Origin of the sequence: Tessaracoccus sp. MC1865, assembly GCF_017815535.1 — a bacterium.
Classification (GTDB): Bacteria; Actinomycetota; Actinomycetes; order Propionibacteriales; family Propionibacteriaceae; genus Arachnia.
This window is the reverse complement of record NZ_CP072596.1, coordinates 14,827-34,621: the sequence shown is the minus strand read 5'-3', so window position 1 is coordinate 34,621 and position 19,795 is coordinate 14,827. Positions and strand designations below refer to the sequence as shown.

16 protein-coding genes and 1 tRNA gene are annotated in these 19,795 nt (G+C 67.1%); 7 read left to right on the top strand and 10 right to left on the bottom strand.

Going from position 1 to position 19,795, the window contains the following annotated elements:
* Window positions 1-7: 7 nt before the first annotated feature.
* Complete coding sequence (locus tag J7D54_RS00155; protein ID WP_182763069.1) at window positions 8-895, bottom strand: NAD(P)-dependent oxidoreductase; 888 nt, start codon at window positions 893-895, stop codon at window positions 8-10.
* Window positions 892-1,809, bottom strand: a complete 918-nt coding sequence (locus J7D54_RS00150) for a sugar phosphate isomerase/epimerase (protein WP_182763070.1) — start codon at window positions 1,807-1,809, stop codon at window positions 892-894. The genes J7D54_RS00155 and J7D54_RS00150 overlap by 4 nt, the downstream gene beginning before the upstream one ends.
* A gap of 223 nt (window positions 1,810-2,032) precedes the next feature.
* Here J7D54_RS00150 and J7D54_RS00145 point away from each other — a divergent pair, with 223 nt between their 5' ends.
* The 5 genes from J7D54_RS00145 to J7D54_RS00125 all read left to right on the top strand — a co-directional run bounded on the left by J7D54_RS00145 (window position 2,033) and on the right by J7D54_RS00125 (window position 8,112).
* Window positions 2,033-3,064, top strand: a complete 1,032-nt coding sequence (locus J7D54_RS00145) for a LacI family DNA-binding transcriptional regulator (protein WP_182763071.1) — start codon at window positions 2,033-2,035, stop codon at window positions 3,062-3,064.
* A gap of 110 nt (window positions 3,065-3,174) precedes the next feature.
* Window positions 3,175-4,671, top strand: a complete 1,497-nt coding sequence (locus tag J7D54_RS00140) for an alpha-N-arabinofuranosidase (protein ID WP_182763072.1) — start codon at window positions 3,175-3,177, stop codon at window positions 4,669-4,671.
* Between the two features lie 232 nt (window positions 4,672-4,903).
* Window positions 4,904-5,797 carry a carbohydrate ABC transporter permease gene (locus J7D54_RS00135; protein WP_182763073.1) on the top strand — a complete coding sequence of 298 codons (894 nt, stop codon included), beginning with the start codon at window positions 4,904-4,906 and terminating at the stop codon, window positions 5,795-5,797.
* 1 nt (window position 5,798) lies between these two features.
* A complete protein-coding gene (locus tag J7D54_RS00130) occupies window positions 5,799-6,692 on the top strand; it encodes a carbohydrate ABC transporter permease (RefSeq protein WP_245244046.1) in 894 nt (297 codons plus the stop codon).
* 49 nt (window positions 6,693-6,741) lie between these two features.
* Entirely contained in the window at window positions 6,742-8,112 is a 1,371-nt protein-coding gene (locus tag J7D54_RS00125; RefSeq protein WP_182763074.1) for an ABC transporter substrate-binding protein, read from the top strand.
* Between the two features lie 299 nt (window positions 8,113-8,411).
* On the opposite strand, the gene J7D54_RS00120 is transcribed toward J7D54_RS00125, so the two are convergent.
* From J7D54_RS00120 to gyrB, 5 genes are all read right to left on the bottom strand, one after another.
* Entirely contained in the window at window positions 8,412-9,674 is a 1,263-nt protein-coding gene (locus J7D54_RS00120; protein WP_256437901.1) for an MFS transporter, read from the bottom strand.
* A gap of 69 nt (window positions 9,675-9,743) precedes the next feature.
* Window positions 9,744-9,820, bottom strand: a tRNA-Ile gene (locus J7D54_RS00115).
* A 177-nt stretch (window positions 9,821-9,997) separates the two neighbouring features.
* Complete coding sequence (locus tag J7D54_RS00110; RefSeq protein WP_182763076.1) at window positions 9,998-10,876, bottom strand: DUF3566 domain-containing protein; 879 nt, start codon at window positions 10,874-10,876, stop codon at window positions 9,998-10,000.
* Window positions 10,869-13,469, bottom strand: coding sequence for a DNA gyrase subunit A (gyrA, locus tag J7D54_RS00105; RefSeq protein ID WP_182763077.1), 2,601 nt, complete (start codon window positions 13,467-13,469; stop codon window positions 10,869-10,871). The genes J7D54_RS00110 and gyrA overlap by 8 nt, the downstream gene beginning before the upstream one ends.
* A 153-nt stretch (window positions 13,470-13,622) precedes the next feature.
* Entirely contained in the window at window positions 13,623-15,758 is a 2,136-nt protein-coding gene (gyrB, locus tag J7D54_RS00100) for a DNA topoisomerase (ATP-hydrolyzing) subunit B (protein ID WP_370585834.1), read from the bottom strand.
* A gap of 166 nt (window positions 15,759-15,924) precedes the next feature.
* On the opposite strand from gyrB, the gene J7D54_RS00095 reads away from it, so the two are divergent.
* Window positions 15,925-16,542 (top strand): DUF2461 domain-containing protein, encoded by a 618-nt coding sequence (locus J7D54_RS00095; protein WP_182763078.1) that lies wholly within the window; start codon window positions 15,925-15,927, stop codon window positions 16,540-16,542.
* 18 nt (window positions 16,543-16,560) lie between these two features.
* Here the strand turns inward: J7D54_RS00095 and J7D54_RS00090 are convergent, their stop codons facing one another.
* Together J7D54_RS00090 and J7D54_RS00085 are read right to left on the bottom strand one after the other, a co-directional pair.
* On the bottom strand, window positions 16,561-17,910 hold the full coding sequence (locus tag J7D54_RS00090) for a M23 family metallopeptidase (RefSeq protein ID WP_182763079.1): 1,350 nt from the start codon (window positions 17,908-17,910) through the stop codon (window positions 16,561-16,563).
* A 160-nt stretch (window positions 17,911-18,070) separates the two neighbouring features.
* Entirely contained in the window at window positions 18,071-18,694 is a 624-nt protein-coding gene (locus J7D54_RS00085) for an SIMPL domain-containing protein (RefSeq protein ID WP_182763080.1), read from the bottom strand.
* A 46-nt stretch (window positions 18,695-18,740) separates the two neighbouring features.
* Between J7D54_RS00085 and J7D54_RS00080 the strand changes: the two genes are divergently transcribed.
* Window positions 18,741-19,268, top strand: a complete 528-nt coding sequence (locus J7D54_RS00080; RefSeq protein ID WP_182763081.1) for a metallophosphoesterase — start codon at window positions 18,741-18,743, stop codon at window positions 19,266-19,268.
* Here J7D54_RS00080 and J7D54_RS00075 read toward each other — a convergent pair.
* Window positions 19,259-19,783, bottom strand: a complete 525-nt coding sequence (locus tag J7D54_RS00075; RefSeq protein WP_182763082.1) for a DUF721 domain-containing protein — start codon at window positions 19,781-19,783, stop codon at window positions 19,259-19,261. The genes J7D54_RS00080 and J7D54_RS00075 overlap by 10 nt on opposite strands.
* Window positions 19,784-19,795 lie beyond the last annotated feature (12 nt).

The following is a 19,795-nucleotide window of genomic DNA, read 5'->3' as shown; positions in this document are numbered from 1 at the left end:
GTTCTCCTCAGTGGATGGGCCCGTTGGCCAGGAAGGTGGCGATGGCCGAGTCGTCCTCGGCGTCGAGCCCTGCCTTCTTCGCCATGCGGTACAGGTTTTCGGCGGCCTGCGCGACCGCGGTAGGGAGTTGGTGGCCGCGGGTGAGCTCGCCGACGATGCCCATGTCCTTGGCGATGACGTCGACGCGGGAACGAAGCTCGGGCTTCTCCCCGCGGAGCTGCTGGACCATGCGCGGGCCGCGGTCGGCCAGCATGAACGACGCGGCTGCCCCCCTGTTCAGGGTGTCGACGCAGAGGTCGAGATCCAGGCCCATCGCGTCGGCCATGGCCAGCGCCTCGGCCGCGGCGGCTGTGTGGATTCCGCACAGCAACTGGTTGACGGCCTTCATGTTCTGCCCGTCGCCCACGCCGCCCATCACCACGACGGTCGACGCCATGGCGTGCAGCACCGCGTCGCAGCGTTCCAGCACCTCATGACTGCCGCCCGCGGTGATGAGCACGTCGCCTGCCCGGGCGCGCACGGCGCCGCCCGAGACGGGGGCATCGACGGTGCCGACGCCCCTCTCCCCGAGCCGCGCGGCCACGTCGTTGACGACGGCGGAGCCCACCGTCGAGGTGATGATGACGGCGGCGCCGGGGGCGAGGGAGTCGCCTGCTCCGTCGCCGCCGAAGAGGGCCGCTTCCAGTTGGGCGCCGTCCCGAACGGCGACGACCACATGGGTGGCTCCGGCGACGGCCGCACGGACGGTGGCGACGGGGCGCACCCCGTCGGCGGCGGCAAGGTCGCGGCGCTGGGCCGACACGTCGAACCCCCGCACCTCCCAGCGCTCCGCCAGCCGGGCGGCGATGGGCAGCCCCATGGCGCCGAGGCCAAGGACGGCGATCACGTCAGTCACTTCGGCTCCTTCAGCGCCACCGCCAGCATGCGGCGGATGTAGTCGCGGTTCTCCGCGGAGACAGTGAGACCGTCCCCGCCGTAGTGCTCCACGCAGAAGGGCCCGTCGAACCCCGCCTCGACGGCGATCTGGATGGCGCGCCGGTAGTTGGCGCTCCCGTGGGCCATGGGGGCCGGGAGGCTGACGACGTTGCCCGCCGCCTCCTCACTGCGGAAGTAGTTCTTCACGTGCCAGTAGTTGGCGTGCGGCAGGCAGCGCTCGACGGCGGTCAGGAAATCCTCGACGGGGCGGTGCAGCCGGTAGAGGTTGCCCAGGTCCGGGTTGAGGCCGACGTTGGCCAGGCCGATGTCGCGCACGAGGCGCACCGCGGATTCCGAGGAGCCGAGCAGCGTGTCCTCGTACATCTCCAGCGACATCTCCAGCCCGAGCCCCGCCGCATGCAGGCCGAGTTCGCGCAGCCGAGCGACGGCCAGGCCCCACGTCGCGGCGTCGGTGGCATCGACGGGACCGGGCGCCGTCCAGAACCAGAACGCTTCGCGCTGCCCGGGGGTGAGGGGGCGGTGCAGGCCGAAGGAGACGACCTTCGAGCCGACGACCCCGGCGGCCTCCAGCACCCGGTGCGAGTATTCGAGGTTGGCGTCGCCGGCCTCCGGGTCGATCACGCTGCGCCGGATGGCGGACACGGCGACCGGGTTGAGGCCCAGGTCGCCCAGGACAGCGCGGAGCTCGTCGAGGCGGGCGGCGTCGAGGTCGCCGATGCGCACCCAGTTGTCGGTGAGGTCGACCTCGGTGAAGCCCTCGCGGAGCACCTGGTCGAGTTGGTTGCGCCACACCGCGGCGGGCTCATCCTGGGAGTCCGGGAAGGGCAGCATCGCCGCGGCGATGGGCCAGTTGGCTGAGGTGTGGGACGGCATTCGGCTCCTTTGCCTGGACGTCGTGCGGACCATTGGGGCGCGGAGAACCCGACGTGAAGTTTCCTGCGCTCAACGAAACTTTCTTCGACGTTAACACCGGATGGTGGCCCCGGCAAGGGTATTGTTTTATTTCAATACAATTCCTGGCAAGGCCGCCAGCCATCTTTCAAGCCGCACAGCCGGGCTCGCCGCCGAGCCCCGCTCCGACAGCCTGAGGAGTGAGATGACCTCGAGTTCCGTTGCCAAGCCCACGCTGGCAGCCGTCGCAACCAGGGCCGGAGTGTCCCTCGCGACCGCCTCCAAGGTGGCCAACGGGAGACCGGACGTGGCCGACGGCACCCGGATCCGCGTCGAACGCGCCATCCTGGAACTGGGCTACGAGACCAATCGGCGCACCCCGTCGGCCGCGCGCCCCTCCATCGCCTTCCTCGCCGACGTGATCACCAGCACCTACGCGATGGAGGTGTTGGGCGGGGCGGTGCGAGCCGCCGAGGAGCTGGGGATCGACCTCGTCGTCGAGCGGGCGCATCGGCAGACGGACCCTGAAGGGCTCCTGAGCAGCGCGGCGCTGACCCAGCGCCTGTTGGCCGCGAACAGGATCGGTGCGGTGCTGCTCACTGCGGGCGTCGGCGGCGATGTCTACTCCACCGTCCTGGGCGCGAGGCTCCCCATGGTGGTCATCGACCCACTCGACTCCGACCGCCCGGACGTCGTGTCCGTGGGGGCCACCAACTGGCTCGGCGGCCGCTCGGCGGCGGAACACTTGCTCAGCCTCGGCCATTCGAGGATCGCCGCCATCTGCGGGCCCGTCCGGTCCATGAGCGCGACCGCCAGGCTGGACGGCTTCCTCTCCACCTGCAGCAACGCCGGGGCGACGGTGCCCGATCGCTGGCTGCGACGCTGCGCCTTCGACGCCCAGGAGGCCGCCGAGATCGCGGCCCGGTGGTTCTCCGACGACGAGCCACCCAGCGCCATCATGACCGGCAGCGACCTGCAGGCCATGGGAGTGCTCAGCGCGGCGCATGCGGCGGGGCTGCGGATCCCCGACGAGCTGAGCATCATCGGGTACGACGACACGCCACTGGCCACCTGGGCGACCCCCGCGCTCACCGCGGTGCGCCAGCCGCTCGCCGATATCGGCCGACGCGCCGTGGAGACGGCACACCTCATCCACCGTGGCCAGGTGCCTGAATCGCGGCACATCGAGTTGGCGACGAGGTTGATCGTCCGCCAGTCGACCGGCCGCGCCCCCTGAACCCGTCCCGCAAATTTCTGGTGGCCCCCGAAAGTTTCCGCATCACCCGGACACGCGGGACCTGCTGTGGCAGTCTTTGTATATCGACACAACAAAAGCAATGGAGGGTCATGAAAGCCACGTTGAAGATCGATCCCGCGTTCACGGTGGGACCGGTGCGCCGGCGCACCTTCGGCTCCTTCGTCGAGCACCTCGGGCGCTGCGTCTACACAGGAATCTACGAGCCCGGTCACCCCACGGCGGACGACGAGGGCTTCCGCGGCGACGTGCTGGAGCTCGTCCGTGAGATGGGCGTGTCCACCGTGCGCTACCCCGGCGGAAACTTCGTCTCCGGGTACCGCTGGGAGGACGGCATCGGCCCGGTCGAGGACCGCCCCAAGAGGTTGGATCTCGCCTGGCACAGCCTTGAGCCCAACGAGGTCGGGACCGACGAGTTCATGTCCTGGGCGAAGAAGGCCGAGATCGAGCCCATGATGGCGATCAACCTCGGCACCCGTGGCGTCCTCGAGGCGATGGACGTCCTCGAGTACTGCAACGTGCCGGGCGGCTCTGACTGGGCTGAACAGCGCAGGGCCAACGGCGCCGAGGATCCGTACCGGGTCAAGATGTGGTGCCTCGGCAACGAGATGGACGGCCCGTGGCAGATGGGCCACAAGACGGCGCACGAGTACGGCCGTATCGCCGCCGAGGCCGCGCGCGCCATGCGCATGATCGATCCCGACCTGGAACTGGTGGCCTGCGGATCCTCGAGCCGCAGCATGCCAACGTTCGGCGAATGGGAACGCACGGTCCTCACCGAGGCGTACGACCAGGTGGACATGATCTCCGCCCACGCCTACTACTGGGAGAAGGACTCCGGGCTCCAGGAGTTCCTGGTGAGCGCCGAGGACATGGACCGTTTCATCAACCAGGTGGGCGCCACCATCGATTCGGTCGCCACGGCCAAGAAGACCGACAAGAAGATCGGGATCTCCTTCGACGAGTGGAACGTCTGGTACCTCGACAGGGATCCGTCGAAGCCGCCGTCGGGAGACGACTGGCCCGTCGCTCCGCGGCTGCTGGAGGACAACTACTCCGTGGCCGATGCCGTGGTGGTGGGCAACCTGTTGATCTCGCTCCTGCGCCACACCGACCGGGTCTGGTCCGCCAACCAGGCGCAGTTGGTCAACGTCATCGCCCCGATCATGGCGGAGCCGGGAGGACCGGTCTGGAAGCAGACCACCTTCCACCCCTTCGCCCTGACCTCGGCCCACGCCAAGGGTGACGTCCTGCGCGTGATCATCGACGGCCCCATCATCGAGAGCGAGCAGTTCGGCACCGTTCAGGCTGTGGACGCCGTCGCCACCTGGGCCGACGACAATGCGGCCATCTTCGTCGTCAACCGGCACACCACCGAATCGGTGCCGGCCGAGATCGAGATCCCCGCAGGCTGCACCATCAAGGAGGCCGTGACCCTGCACCATGAGGATCACAACTGGAAGGCCAGCGCGGAGGACGATTCGAGCGTGGGCGTCACGTCGAACGACACCGCCCAACTGGAGGGATCGACGCTCACCGTCACGCTCCCACCCATCTCCTGGACGATGATCACCCTCTCCACCAACTGAGCACCTCGGGTGGCCCGGCAACCCCGGGCCCCCCGAAAGTTCAGTAACAATCCAGGAACTTTTCGCCGCAAATGGTTGACCGGTCACAGTGGCGACGGTTAGCCTCTGAACAGTTAGTTGTCATTCAAAACAAATAGGGTCACGTGGACAGTGTTGTCACGCGCCGGCGGCCCTAAGGCAATGCCATCAGAGCCGAAGTGCAGATGGTCACTATCAAGGAGGACCACTGAGAATGACCAAGCTCCTCTATTCCAAGCGCCTGGCTCCATACCTGTTCATCCTGCCCTTCCTGCTCACGGTGGCGGTCTTCTGGCTCATCCCCGTGATCCAGTCGGTGATCATGAGCTTCCAGGAAGTGGTGTACGGCCAGGCGGAGTTCATCGGCACCCGCAACTACGGGCGGCTGTGGCGCGACCAGATCTTCTGGAAGGCACTGTTCAACAGCCTCCGGTACATGGTGCTGACCCTCGTGCTGCTCATCCCCATCCCCATGTTGCTCGCGGTGGTGATCAACAGGAAGCTGGGCAGCAAGAAGCTGAAGAACTTCTTCAAGGCATCGCTCTTCGTGCCAGCGCTCACATCGGTCGTCGTGGCGGGCATCATCTTCCGTCTCATGTTCTCGGAGAGCGACACCGGCATGATGAACCAGGTCGCGGACTTCTTCGGGTTCGGGCCTGTCCGGTGGCTGCGCAACGACTTGACCGGTCTGGCTGCCCTCCTCCTGTTGGCGCTGTGGCGCTGGACCGGCGTCAACACCATGTACTTCCTCGCCGGCCTGCAGGCCATTCCCGAAGAGCACCTGGAAGCGGCCTCCATCGACGGCGCCAACGCCGTCCAGAAGTTCTTCTTCGTGACCCTTCCGGGCCTGAAGCCCACCATCGTGTACGTCACGACGATCAGCGTCTACGGCGGCCTCGCGATGTTCCTCGAGAGCTTCATGCTGTACGCGGGCAACAGCTCGCCGAACAACCAGGGCCTCACCATCGTCGGGTACCTCTACCGCAAGGGCATCCAGGAGAACGACCTGGGCTTCGCCTCCGCGGTGGGCGTGGTGCTCCTGGCGCTGGTGCTCATCATCAACCTGACGCAACTGACCGCAACCGGCACCTTCAAGAAGGAGGCCTGAGATGACCACAGCCACTGATTCGACCCGGATGGCTGAGGCCCTGGGCGAGGAGCCGAGGCAACAGCCCCGCCGTCGGGTCGCTGCGATCCTTCAGGGCACCTTCCTCCTGGTGATCGCTCTGATCTCGCTCATCCCCCTGGCCGCGATCGTCATCGGCACCTTCCAGGACGGCGGGGAGATCATCCGCAACGGCATTTCCTTCCTCGTCGATCCGGCGGACCTCAGCTTCGACAACTACGAAATGCTCTTCACAGATTCGGGGCTGTACTTCCGGTGGTTCTGGAACAGCCTGATCCTGACTGTCGTGCAGGTTGCAGGGACCCTCCTCGTGAGCTCCTTCGTCGCCTACGGCTTCGCAATGTACGACTTCCCCGGCAAGAACGTCGGCTTCATCCTCGTCCTGGTCATGATGACCATCCCGTTCGAGATGCTGATGCTCCCCCTCTACGTCCAGGTGAACAACTTCAACGCGGCGGACCAGTACTGGATCGTCGTGCTGCCGTTCCTGGCGCAGGCCGTCACCATCTTCTTCTTCCGTCAGTACTTCATCGGCATTCCCCGCGAACTGCTGGAGGCCGGCCGCGTCGACGGCGTCTCAGAGTTCGGAATGTTCTTCAGGATCATCGTCCCCATCTCCAAGCCGGCATTTGCGGCCATGGGAATCCTCAACGGCATGATGGTCTGGAACAACTTCCTGTGGCCACTGCTGGTCCTGCGCTCCGCCGAGAAATTCACCCTCCCGATCGGCCTCAACACGCTGTTGACCCCGTATGGCAACAACTACGAACTGCTCATCATCGGAGCGTTCTTCTCCCTGATCCCGATCCTCCTGCTCTTCCTGGCATTCCAGCGATTCTTCATCGAAGGAATGACGGCAGGTTCGATCAAGGGCTAGCAGACAGACATCCCCGCAATTAGTAGGAACAACACAAAGGAGTGGACACATGAGAATCCGCAAATTTGCAGCGACACTCGCTGCAGTCAGTTTATCGGTGGTGGCGTTGGCCGCCTGTGGTGGCGGGGGCGACGGCAGTTCCTCGGAACCGTCGGCCTCGGGCGAGGTCGTCAGCGGCGCGCCCGCACCTGAAGGCGCAACCAAGCTCAGCATGTGGGTGTTCGCCGAACTCCACGCCGCCGTCTACGACGAGATGGCCATCCAGTGGAACGAGGAGAACCCTGACAAGGCCATCGACCTCGACATCACCGTCTACCCGTACCAGGACATGCACGACAAGCTGCTGCTGGCCGCCAACGCCGGCACCGGCATGCCGGACCTGGTCGACATCGAGGTCAACAAGTTCTCGAACTTCGTGAAGGGCGACAACCCTCCGTTGGCTGACCTCTCCGCCGCAGCCGAACCCTACATCGACGACATCGTCAAGGCCCGTCTCGATCTCTACAGCCGCGACGGCAAGATCTACGGTTACCCGACCCACGTCGGCGCCTTCGTCGCGTTCTACAACCAGGAGCTCCTCGAAGCCCAGGGCATCGACTACACCACCATTAAGACCTGGGACGACTTCAAGGAAGCCGGCGTCAAGTACCACGAGGCCACCGACAAGGCCTTCGGCACCGCCAACACGGGCGTGTGGTTCGTCGAACCGCTCGTGACCGCCCAGATGGGTGGCCAGGTGTTCGAGGACGACGGCATGGGCAAGGTGTCCGTGAACAACCCCGAGGCCGTCAAGGCGCTCGAGCTGATGGCCGACATGGAGAAGTCCGGGGCGCTCAGCACGATCGCGGGTGGCAGCCCGGACGCTGAGGAGGCCTACGGCGCCATCAACAACGGCGACTACGCGGCCATCGTCTACCCCGCCTGGTACACCTCCAGGTTCGTCGACTACATGCCTGACCTCGCCGGCAAGATCGCCATCGCACCGGCACCTCAGATCGAGGGTTCCGAGACGCTCACCATCGGTGGCGGCGGCACGGGTACCGCAGTGTCCGCTTCGTCGGAGAACCTCGAACTCGCCACCGAGTTCAACGCCTTCGCCAAGCTGTCCCTCCCCGCCAACGTCGCGGTCTGGGAAGTCCTCGGCTTCGACCCGGTGAACATGTCGGTCTGGGAAGACGACGCCGTGACCCACAACCCGGAGAACAAGTTCAACAAGTACTTCACGACGAACCTGTTCGACGTGCTGAACTCCGTCAAGGACGGCATCGGTCACTTCAACTCCTTCGCCAACCCGAACCTGCCCGCAGTGGACAACTGGTTCCGCACGGTCACGCTCAACGAGGTGTACGAGAACGACACGCCCGTCAAGGAAGCCCTCGACCAGGCACAGACCGACCTCGAGAACGAGATCGGCGAGTGAGTAGTCTCGGTTGAGGCTCTACAACCGAATCGGCAGCGGCCGGGACATCCCCTTCCCCCGGCCCCTGCTCCATGCAGAGAGCTTGGCCAGTCCCACGGGATGAACCCGATTCAACTGGCCTGCCACTGTTTCTGGTGAAACACCAGGGGGCCACCTGCGTTACCGCGGGTGGCCCCCTGTTTCCGGCTGACGGAGAACTACGGGGGGCGCAGCCCAGCCTTGATCGCTGTGGCGCACACCAGAGCCAGCGGGCTCAGCACGTCGAGCTGGACAACGGGCTGCACACTCAACTACAGGGGTTACCCATTCCCGACGTCGACCCCCGCGCAAAGCTCGTGCTGCACCCTATCCAGTCGGCCCGTCGGCTCGGGGAGAGCATTTTCGTTTTCTGCCCGCGCATGACCGGCATCCGACGGGAGAGCGAGCGTAGCCAGAAGGCCGAGAAGCAGCGCTACGGCGGCCAGTCCAGTCGTCAATCGGCTGGCAGTGATCATGGCCTCTCCCGCGGCCTGGGCGATGGCCGCCTGACCGGGCTGCGCCTGCAGACCAGCGATGGCGATGCCAGCAGACTCCCGCACGGCAGACGTGATGCCGTCGACGGCCCCTCCTGACAAATCGAGGGCGTTGAGGTTAGCTCGGGTGGCTCGGCCGAGTTGGGCGACGAGGAACCCGCCGAGAAGCGCGACTCCCAGCGCAGAGCCGAACTGGCGCACGCTCGATTGCAGACCCGACGCCTGGCCGCTCTCCTCGACCGGCACGTCGGCCAACAGGAGCGCGGTGAGCTGTGCGGTGGCGAAGCCGACCCCGAAGCCGTACACGAACAGCCAGACCGCGATGACCCAGGTGGCGATGGAAGATGACAGAGTCAGCGCGAGGCCGCCGATGGCCACAGCCTCCAGGAGGAGACCCAGGCGCACGATGGTGCGCTGGTGCACGCGTTTGGAGAGTTGCGGCAGGGTGCCCGACGCCAAGAAGGTGCCAACGGCGAGCAGCAGGATGACCGCGCCTGTGCCGAGTGCGGTGTACCCGAGAGTGCCCTGCAGGAGCAGCGGGAGAGTGAACAGCAATCCGAACTCGCCGAAGGCAACGATGAGGGCGGCGATGGCACCGTTGCGGAAAGAACGGATCCGGAAGAGCCCGAGGTCGATGAGCACGTCCAGACCAGCCGCCTGGCGTGCCCGCTCGAGTTGGACGAAGGCGCCCATGAGTACGAAGCCGAGGACGAGGGCGAGTGGCACCGGCGACAGCGATCCGTCCTCCTGGCGCCACCAGCCAAACCACTCCGACTCGATGAGGGCGAAGACTAGGGCACCCATGCCCAGCGCGGACAGAACCACTCCGCCCCAGTCCCGCAGCACCGTGGCGCCGCTATCCCGCGTCTCGGGCACCGCCTTCACGATGCCGAGCAGGACGAGGAGTCCGACCGGGATGTTGAGCCAGAAGGCCCACCGCCAGGACGCGTCCGTGGTGAGCCACCCCCCGAGGAGTGGCCCGGCCACCTTGGAGACAGCCAAGCCCCGCGTCCCGAGGGTGGTGGTGCGCCGGCGTAGCGCCAGCCACACAGTCGTCAGGACCAATTTGTCACCGGTTTCGCCGAAAATAGTAAAACCCCTAGTCACCTAGGGGTTCATTGGTGGGCCTAGCTGGACTTGAACCAGCGACCTCATCCTTATCAGGGATGCGCTCTAACCGCCTGAGCTATAGGCCCGCTTACCGACGCCCAACTGTAGCGGATGACTTCCGCTCCCTGCAAACTCAGGCCAGCCGTGAGCAATTGGATGGGGTCACGGCGCGACACGCCGACAAAACGACGCAAAACCGGCCGTGAGCCTATCCAATTGCTCACGGCCGGGTAGCGGCTAGGAGGCCCCAGAGGGACCAGCGATCAGTCTTCGGCGAGGGTGACCTCGAGGCCGCCCATCACGGTGGCCGCCAAGTTGTACAGGAAGGCAAACAGAGTGGCCAACGCGGTGATGATCACCACGTTGATGGCCGCGACGATCGAGGAGAACCCGAGGACGCGGTTCACGCTCAGGATCTGGGTCACGTCGAACGCGGTGTCCTGGTCCCCCAGCAGCTGGTTGAGCAGCGTGTTGACGTACTCCAGCGTGCCGGCCCCTGCCAGCACGGACCAGATCACGAACGTGGCCACCACGAGCATGATGCCGAAGGCGATCGCGAACAGGAACGTCGTCTTCATGACGGACCACGGGTCGATCCGTGCCAGCCGCAGGCGAGCCTTGCGGGTGCGGCGCGGGCGACGCGTGGTGCGAACCGGCGCTGCGCCCTTCTCAACCTTCGGCTCGGCGACCTCAGCCAGCGGCAGCGGATCCCCGTCCTCGGCTTCACTCGCGCTACGACGGCCCGGAGGCACGACGGTGGCGCCACCCCGCGTCGGGGCACCGAGGGGCGCGGGGCCGCCGGGGCGACCCTGCATGGGGGGCTGCTTGGCGCCGGGCGGCGGCACCGGTGCCGTGCGGGCCGTCGGCGCGGAACCGAATGCCGGCGTCACCGGCATCGACGCCCACTCCTGGGCGGCACGGGCCGCGCGCTCGGCGACCCGCGGCGCCACCGACGCAGGCTTCCCGTCGTCGGTGGGCTTGCCCTGTTCCGACGGCGCCCCGACGGGGCGCTGTGCGCGGGTGTCCGGCTCAGGAGCCGACTGCGACGACGTCACCGGCTCAGCCGGCTTGTCCGACCGGTAGGGCGAGAAGTCAAGACCGGGGCGTCCGTCGGCCCCGGGCCAGCGCGGCGCATCACTCATCGACGGTCTCCTCCGGGCTCACTTCCGTAGCCTCCTCGACCACGGTTTCCCCTACGGTACCGTCTGCCGGCTCCTCGGTAGCCAGCTCATCCTCGGTGACCTCAGTTTCGGGGTACAGCGCGATCACGCTGACCTCGTCCTCACCGCGGACACCGACGAACTTCACGCCCATGGTGTCGCGGCCCTTCGCAGGCACGTCGGAGACGGCCGAGCGGGTGACCTGGCCGGAGACCTTGATCGCGATGACCTCGTCATGCTCGCCGACGATCAGGCCACCGACGAGCTTGCCGCGGTCCTCGTTCAGCTTCATGGCCTTGATGCCCAGGCCGCCACGGCCCTGGACGCGGTACTCGCTGACAGAGGTGCGCTTGCCGTAGCCACCGTCGGTGACCGTGAACACGTACTGTTCAGACTGATCCTCATCGGCGCGGAGCACAGCCATCGACAGCAACTCGTCGCCCGAGCGGAACTTCATGCCCGTCACACCGGACGTGGCGCGCCCCATCGGACGCAACTGCTCGTCGTCTGCCCGGAAGCGGATGGCCTGGCCCTTGCGCGAGATCAGCAGGACGTCGTCGTACTCGGAAACCAGCGACGCACCGATCAACTCGTCGCCCTGCTCGCGGAAGTTGATCGCGATGACGCCGGCCTGGCGCGGCGAGTCGTAGGCCTTCAGGTCCGTCTTCTTGACCAGGCCGTTCTTCGTGGCCAGCAGCAGGTACGGCGCATCCTCATAGGAGTCGATGGTCAACACTTGGGCGATCCGCTCGTCGGGCAGAAAGCTCATCAACCCGGCGACATGGCCGCCCTTCGCGTCCCGACCAGCCTCCGGCAACTGCCACACCTTGCTGCGATATACGCGGCCGAAGTTGGTGAAGAACAAGATCCACTGGTGGTTGGTGGTGGTGAAGAGATGCGCCACCTCGTCGTCGGCACGCAGCGACGCACCGCGCACGCCCCTGCCGCCGCGCTTCTGCACGCGGTACAGATCCGCGCGGGTGCGCTTGGCGTAGCCGCCGTGCGTGATGGTGACCACGACGTCGTCGTTGGGGATGAAATCCTCATCGGAAAAATCCCCATCAGCCGCGACGATCCGGGTGCGGCGCTCGTCGCCGTACTTGTCGACGATCTCCTGCAACTCGCTTGCGATGATCCGACGCTGCCGGGCCTCGTCGCCAAGGATGTCCTTCAGGTCGGCAATCCGACGCTCCAGCTCGGCCAAGCGGTCGACGATCTTCTGGATCTCCATCGACGCCAGGCGGCGCAGCTGGGTGTCCAGGATGAAGCGCGCCTGCACTTCGTCGATGTCGAGCAGCTCCTGCAGGCCCTGGTTGGCCGCATCAGCGGTGGCGCTGGCGCGGATGAGGGCGATGACCTCGTCGAGCATGTTGAGTGCCTTGACCAGGCCGCGGTCGAGGTGGGCGGCGCGCTCGGCCTCATCCAACTGCCACTGCGTGCGGCGCCGGATGACCTCGAGCTGGTGCTTGATCCACAGCGAGATGAACTGGTCGAGGCGAAGGGTGCGGGGCACCTCCTCGACGATGGCCAGCATGTTGCAGCCGAACGTGTCCTGCAGCGACGTGTGCTTGTACAGGTTGTTCATCACGACACGCGGCTGGGCGTCGCGCTTGAGCACGATCACCAGACGCTGGCCGGTGCGCGCCGACGTGTCGTCGCGGATGTCGGCGATGCCCGTCAGGCGGCCCGAGTTGACGAGGTCTGCGATGCGCAGCGCCAGCGTGTCGGGGTTGGCCATGTAGGGCAGCTCCGTGATGACGAGGAGCTGGCGACCGTTGCGGTCCTCCTCCATGCCGATGACCGCGCGCATCGTCACCGAGCCGCGCCCGGTGCGGTATGCCTCTTCGATGCCCGAGCGCCCGACGATCAGTGCGCCGCCGGGGAAGTCTGGCCCTTGGATGCGCTGGATGGCGGCTTCGAGCAGTTCCTCGCGCGACGCGTCGGGGTTGGCCAGCGCCCACTGCACCGCGTCGTTGACCTCACGCAGGTTGTGGCTGGGGATGTTGGTGGCCATGCCCACCGCGATACCCGTGGAGCCGTTGACCAGCAGGTTCGGGAACCGGGCCGGTAACACCGTCGGCTCCAGCTCGCGGTTGTCGTAGTTCGGACGGAAATCGACGGTATTCTGCTCGATCTCGCGCACCATCTCGACGGCGGGGTTGGCCATCTTGGTCTCGGTGTACCGCATGGCTGCGGCCTTGTCGTTGCCCTGGCTACCGAAGTTGCCCTGGCCGGCGACGAGCGGCAGGCGCATGGCCCACGGCTGCGCGAGACGCACGAGGGCGTCGTAGATCGCGGAGTCACCGTGCGGGTGGTACAGACCCATCACCTCACCGACGACGCGGGAGCACTTGTTCCACCCGCGGTCAGGGCGGTAGCCGCCGTCCCACATGGCGTAGAGCACGCGGCGGTGGACGGGCTTCAGCCCGTCGCGCACGTCGGGCAGCGCACGCCCGACGATGACGCTCATCGCGTAGTCGAGGTAGGAGTTCTGGATCTCGACCTGCAGGTCGATGGGATCGATGCGGCCCAGCGCGGGTGCCTTGAGTTCGTCCTTGTCGACGTCGTCAGCCATGCGTCAGTGAACCTTCCGGGTTGGAGCCGAGCGAGGCTGGTCACCCCGCTCGCGAAGCGAGCCCAAACAACGCGAGCAAAGCGAGCCTGTTGTTTGGATTATGAAGTTGTGTGAGCGAAGCGAACTCCGCGGGGTCTGGGGCAAGCCCCAGTGCTAGATGTCGAGGAAGCGGACGTCCTTGGCGTTGCGCTGGATGAACGTGCGGCGCTGTTCGACGTCTTCTCCCATGAGGATCGAGAACATCTGATCCGCCATGGCGGCGTCGTCGAGCGTGACCTGCAGCAGGATCCGGTTCTCCGGGTCCATCGTGGTATCCCACAGATCATCTGCGTTCATCTCGCCCAGGCCCTTGTAGCGCTGGATGGGGTTGACCTGCGGCAGCTTCTTGCCTTCGGCGAGCCCGGCGTCGCGCAGCGCATCGCGCTCGGTGTCGTTGTAGGCCAGTTCGTGCGCCGAGTTCGACCACCGGATGCGGAACAGCGGCGGCTGCGCGAGGAAGACGTGCCCGGCCTCGATCATGGGACGCAGGAAGCGGAACAACAGCGTCAGCAGCAGCGTGCGGATGTGGGCGCCGTCGACGTCGGCATCAGCCATCAGGATCAGCTTGTGGTAGCGCAGCTTGTTGAGGTCGAAATCCTCCTGCATGCCCGCGCCGAGTGCGTTGATGATGGCCTCGACCTCCTTGTTGGCAAGGATGCGGTCGATGCGGGCCTTCTCCACGTTGAGGATCTTGCCTCGGATGGGAAGGATCGCCTGCGTGCGGGGGTCACGGCCACCGCGGGCGGAACCGCCTGCGGAGTCGCCCTCCACGATGAACAGTTCGCACTCGGAGGGGTCCGTCGACTGGCAGTCCACCAGCTTGCCGGGCAGGCCGGAGCCACCCAGCAGGCCCTTGCGGGAGCGGGCCATGTCGCGGGCCTTGCGGGCGGCGATGCGGGCCGCCGCCGCAGCCTGCGACTTGCGGACGATGTCCTTGCCTTCGGCGGGGTTGCGCTCGAACCAGTCGCCCAAGCGGTCGTTGAGGACACGCTGCACGAAGGTGCGGGCCTCGGTGTTGCCCAACTTGGTCTTGGTCTGGCCCTCGAACTGCGGCTCCGAGACCTTGATCGACAGGATGGCGGTGAGGCCCTCGCGGATGTCGTCGCCGGAGACGCGGTCCTCGCGCTTCTTGATGAGGCCCCAGGTCTCTCCCCAGCGGTTCACCGTGCCGGTCAGCGCGGCGCGGAAGCCCTCTTCGTGGGTGCCGCCCTCATGCGTGTTGATGGTGTTGGCGAAGGTGTAGACGCTGCTCGCGTAGGAGGTGTTCCACTGCATCGCGATCTCGACGCCCATCCCGGCCTCGGGGGCGTGGGCCTCGACGTCGATCACGGTGGGGTGGATGGCCTCTTTGCTGCCGGAGAGGTACTTCACGTAGTCGATGAGGCCGTCGTTGTAGAGGAACTCGTCGTAGGGGGTGTCGACTTCGCCGTCATCGCCCGTGGCCACCTGGCGCTCGGAGCGCAGGTCCAGCAGGGACAGGCGCAGCCCCTTCGTCAGGAACGCCATCTCGCGGAACCGGGTGGCCAACGTCTCGTAGTTGTAGGACGTGGTCTCGAAGATGTCGTGGCCGGGGTAGAACGCGATGGTGGTGCCGGTCTCGTCCGTGGCCTCCATCCGCTCCAGCTCCGTGACGGGCGTGCCGTACTCGAACTCCTGGTGCCAGCGGTACCCGTCGCGACGCACGTCGACGATCATGCGCTCCGACAGCGCATTCACGACGGAGGAACCCACGCCGTGGAGGCCGCCGGAGACCTTGTAACCCCCGTCGCCGAACTTGCCGCCGGCGTGCAGGACGGTCAGCACGAGCGTGACCGTGGGGATCTTCTCGACGGGGTGTTCCTTGACCGGGATGCCACGGCCGTTGTCCTTGACGCGGACGCCGCCACCGTCGAGGAGTTCAACCTCGATGGAGTCGCAGTACCCGGCGAGGGCCTCGTCGACGGAGTTGTCGACGATCTCGTAGACGAGGTGGTGGAGGCCGCGTTCACCGGTGGAACCGATGTACATGCCGGGGCGCTTGCGCACCGCCTCAAGGCCTTCGAGGACGGAGATCTGGTCGGCGTCGTAAGATCCGGAGACGGTGATGTCTGCTGAATCTTGGAGTCCCTCCATCCGCGCTTGGGGGGTGAGGTCCTCATCCATGGTCACGTCGTCCGACACATTGCTCCTGTCCACACAAAGTGGCGCCGGGATTGCCCCAGCGCCGTTGAACGTGCCAATACTACCGCGAGGGCGCGCAAAACCACGCATTAACGACGCAGGATGCGCGTTCATTCGCACTTGTTGCGCGTTTGGGCGTTCCGATGGGGGCTGAGACGTGGTCCCCTATCCCTCTGGGGGCCGCAGGGCCGCAGATCGGCGCGGGATCGAACCGCCGGAGGGCACCGTCGGCTCGCCAGGGGGCAGAATCTAGGACATGGACGCGTTTCCCCTCCCTGCCGCCGAGTTCTACCGCGAGCTCATGTTCGACAACACCCGTGACTTCTGGCTCGCCAACAAGGCGCGCTACGACAACGAGGTGCGCGGCCCGCTGACCCGGGTGGTGGCCGCGCTGGCCGAGGAGTTCGGGGAGGCCAAGGTGTACCGCCCCTACAAGGACGTGCGGTTCGCCAAGGACAAGTCGCCCTACAAGACCCACCAGGGTGCGTACGTGGCGATGGCGCCCGCCTGTGGCTTCTACGTCGAGGTCAACGCCGAGGAGGCCTTCGCCGGGGGCGGCTTCTACCGCGCGGAGCCGGAGGCACTGGCCCGCTTCCGCGCCGCGATCGACGATGAGCGCTCGGGCGGCCAACTCCAGGCGATGGTGGAGGGCCTCGAGCGCGACGGGTGGCTGATCACGGGCCAGACCCTCGCCACCGCTCCGCGGGGCTTCACGAAGGCGCATCCCCGGATCAGGCTGCTGCGGCACCGGTCGCTGAGCGCGATGCGGGAGGTCACGGCCACGGGGGTGGAGGCGTTCGCCGAGGAGGTCCGCGAGATCTGGCGAGGGTCCGCCCCGCTGGTGGACTGGATGGCCGCCCGGCTCAACGACTGAGCCCGGGACCGTCTGGGGCTACGCCTCGGCGCTCGCCGTCACGCTCTCAGCCACGGTGGGGGAGGGAGCGGCCGGCGTCGACGGAACTTCACTCAGAGACTCCGTCACCGTCTGGCTCGGCACCGGCGTCGGGGAGGACTCGGGCGAAGGTGCCGGCGGCGTTGACGACGGAGGCGGCGGTGGCGGCGGCGGGGGTGGCGACGAGGTGACGGGGCTCGGCTCAGGCGACTTCGTCGTCGCACTGGCCGAGGGGCTGGGCTTCGGTGCCGCAGACGTCGTGGTGGGCGTGGGTGCCGGTGTCGTTCCCGGCGCGCTGGGCGGGTTCGATGTGGTGCCCGGTGCAGGGGTGGAGGGCTTCGGCCCGGCGGCCGAAGTGTCACCGGGCTCAGGCGCGGGCGGCGGCTCCGAGGTGGCACTCACCGAGGGCTGCCCGGTCACCGACGGCGACAGGGACGGGCTCGGCGACGGAGACGGTGACGGCGACGGCGACGCGCTCGACGAGGGCGTTCCGGGGGCCAGGGTCATCATGACCGAGAGGTCCACGACGCCGGGCTTGCCGTTGAGCCACGGGATGGGATCAGTGAACTGCCCGTTCACGATCACCTCGAAGTGCAGGTGACAACCCGTGGAGTACCCGGTGCTGCCGACGCGGCCCACGCCCTGCAGGGCCGAGACCTTCTGCCCCACCTTCACGCCGATGGACGACAGGTGGTTGTAGGTGGTCACCACGCGGTAGCCGCCCAACCTGCCGTGGTCGATCTTGACCTGCACGCCGTTACCGCCGGCCCAACCGGTGCCGACGACGGTGCCGGCGGCCGCGGCACCCACCGGGGTGCCACAGGGTGCGGCCCAGTCGTGGCCCGTGTGCAGCTTGTACACGCGCAGCACGGGGTGGAACCGCATGCCGAACTTCGAGGACGAGCGCCCGCGCACCGGCGGCGAGAGGAGCGCGCCCGCCTTCTGCGTGCCGACGGACTCCACCGTCGTGACGGGGATGGTGGCCGGGGCAACGGGCAGGGGCACGATGACGGGATCGAGTTCCTTCACCCCGTCGGGCTGGATGACCTCAGGCGTGGGCGCGCTGTACGGATCGAAGCCGAGGTCTTCCCCGCCGGGCACCCGCCAGGTCACATAGCCGCCCTCGACGGCGTAGACGCCCAGCGGGTCCGTGAATTCTTCGCCGAACACTTCCTGGACGCTGGCACGCGCGTGGCCGATGCCCGGAGCGGGTGCCGGTGGGCTCTGGATGATCGCGGCGGGGGCGGGCACTGCTTCGATGACCTGCTCTTCGCTGCTTGCACCGACCAGCGCAACCAGACCCACTGCAACAGCGGCGGCCAACACTGAGGTGGTGCCTCGCAGTTTCATTTTGTTCCCAGCCCCCAAGCCGTCATCAATGACTCCTCGAACCATCGAATCACCTTCTGGGACCAATTGGAAGGGCAACTGAGAATCCACGGCGTGTAATTCAGCTCAATCGCAGTGCCAGGAGGGGAAAGGTGGCGATAATGCCCGCAGATCCCGGGAATCAGCCCTCGGCGGCCTCGAACTCGACGGTGAGCGCGACGCTGATCTCCACGTCGACGGGGTCGAGATCCAGGTCGAGGGCGGCGGTGCCGTCGGCCCGCAGGAGCGCCTGCTTGTAGTGCAGCGACGGCGGTGCGCCGCCGTCGGTGATGGCAACCGGCTCCGGAGCCCGCCGTCCGGCCGCCTCGGCGATCCACCTGGCCCGCTGCCGCGCATCCTGGAAGGCGTCGCGGATGGCCTCGGGCTCGATGGCGTCCCGGGTGTCCTGGGTAAGTCTCCACTCGACGTTGTCGACGGTGACGCCATCCACAGCGGCGAAGCGGCCGAGGAAGTCGCCGAGGTCGTCAAGCTCCCAGACGATCACGGAGCCGTCCAGTTGGGCGACATGCACGGGCTCGCCCGCGCCCGAGAAGTCGGTCCACGTGCGGAGGCCCGACAGGTGGGCCTGATCGCCGTCATCCTCAGGAGTCAGTTCGTCGAGGAGCGTCCGGACCTGCTTGGCCACGGCCGAGACCTCGCCGATCACGACGTCGTGCGCCGCACCCCGTCGTGCGACGGAGAAGGACACCCGTGCGCACTCGGCGCGCACCTTGATCCGGCTGCTTCCGGTGACCGTGATCTTCATCGGACCAGTACAGCACTGCTTCCGTGCGCCCACTTACGATGGCGACATGCACAAGCTGGTGATCCTCGCCGACACGCACCTGCCCAAGCGTGCCCGCGACCTTCCGCCGGAGCTCTGGGCAGCCATCGAGGCCGCCGACGTCGTCCTCCACGCGGGCGACTGGGTCGAGCCGGCGCTCCTCGACGAGGTGGAGCGCCGGGCCGGCGGGCGTCACGTCGGCGTGCACGGCAACAACGACGACGCGGTCCTGCGTCAGCGACTCCCCGAAGTCGCCCGGACGGTCATCGAGGGCGTCCGCTTCGCCGTCGTCCATGAGACGGGGCCGGCGGTTGGGCGCGAGAAACGGATGGACACCGCCTTCCCGGACACCGACGTCCTGGTCTTCGGCCACTCCCACATCCCCTGGGACACCGTCACACCGGCGGGGATGCGGCTGCTGAACCCCGGCTCCCCCACCGACCGTCGCAGACAGCCGGTGGGCACCTTCATGACCGCCACCGTCGATGCGGGGAGGCTCTCCGACGTGACCCTGGTCCCCGTCGACCCGGCCTGGCGGACGGCGGCTCAGCCGTAGGTGTCGCGGGGTCCCCGGCCTTGGACGGACCGCAGCCCCTTCTTCCAGCTGGGGGCCTTCGGGCCGCGGAACTCGACGCGCAGGACGGTCTGCTCGCCCAGCGCCGCGTTGAGTTTGGCCACCAACTGGGACGCGGCGTACCGCATGGCGGTGGCCCACGCCGTCGAGTCGCAGTCGACGATCAGCACCCCCGCGTCATAGTTCACCGGTTTGGAGTGCGCGGCGTTCGACTCGCCCACCAGCTCGGGCCAGCGACGCAACACGGTCGACAGGTTGATCCGCGGCTTCCATCCCCGCTTGCGCACCACCTCGTTCAGCACATCGCCGACGAGCTTGGGGTCGCGGTCGTCCGGGTGCGCGCCGCTGCGCTCCTGCTCGAACACCCGCCTCGTGCGCCGCGGGGTGCGCGGCGCGGCGGGTTCGGGCAGCACGACGCCGTATTCAGAGGCCTCGACGGTGGCGCGGGCGATTTCCGACGCCAACTCGAGCCCCGTGGGATCATGCGGCTCGGACATAGGGCCAGCCTA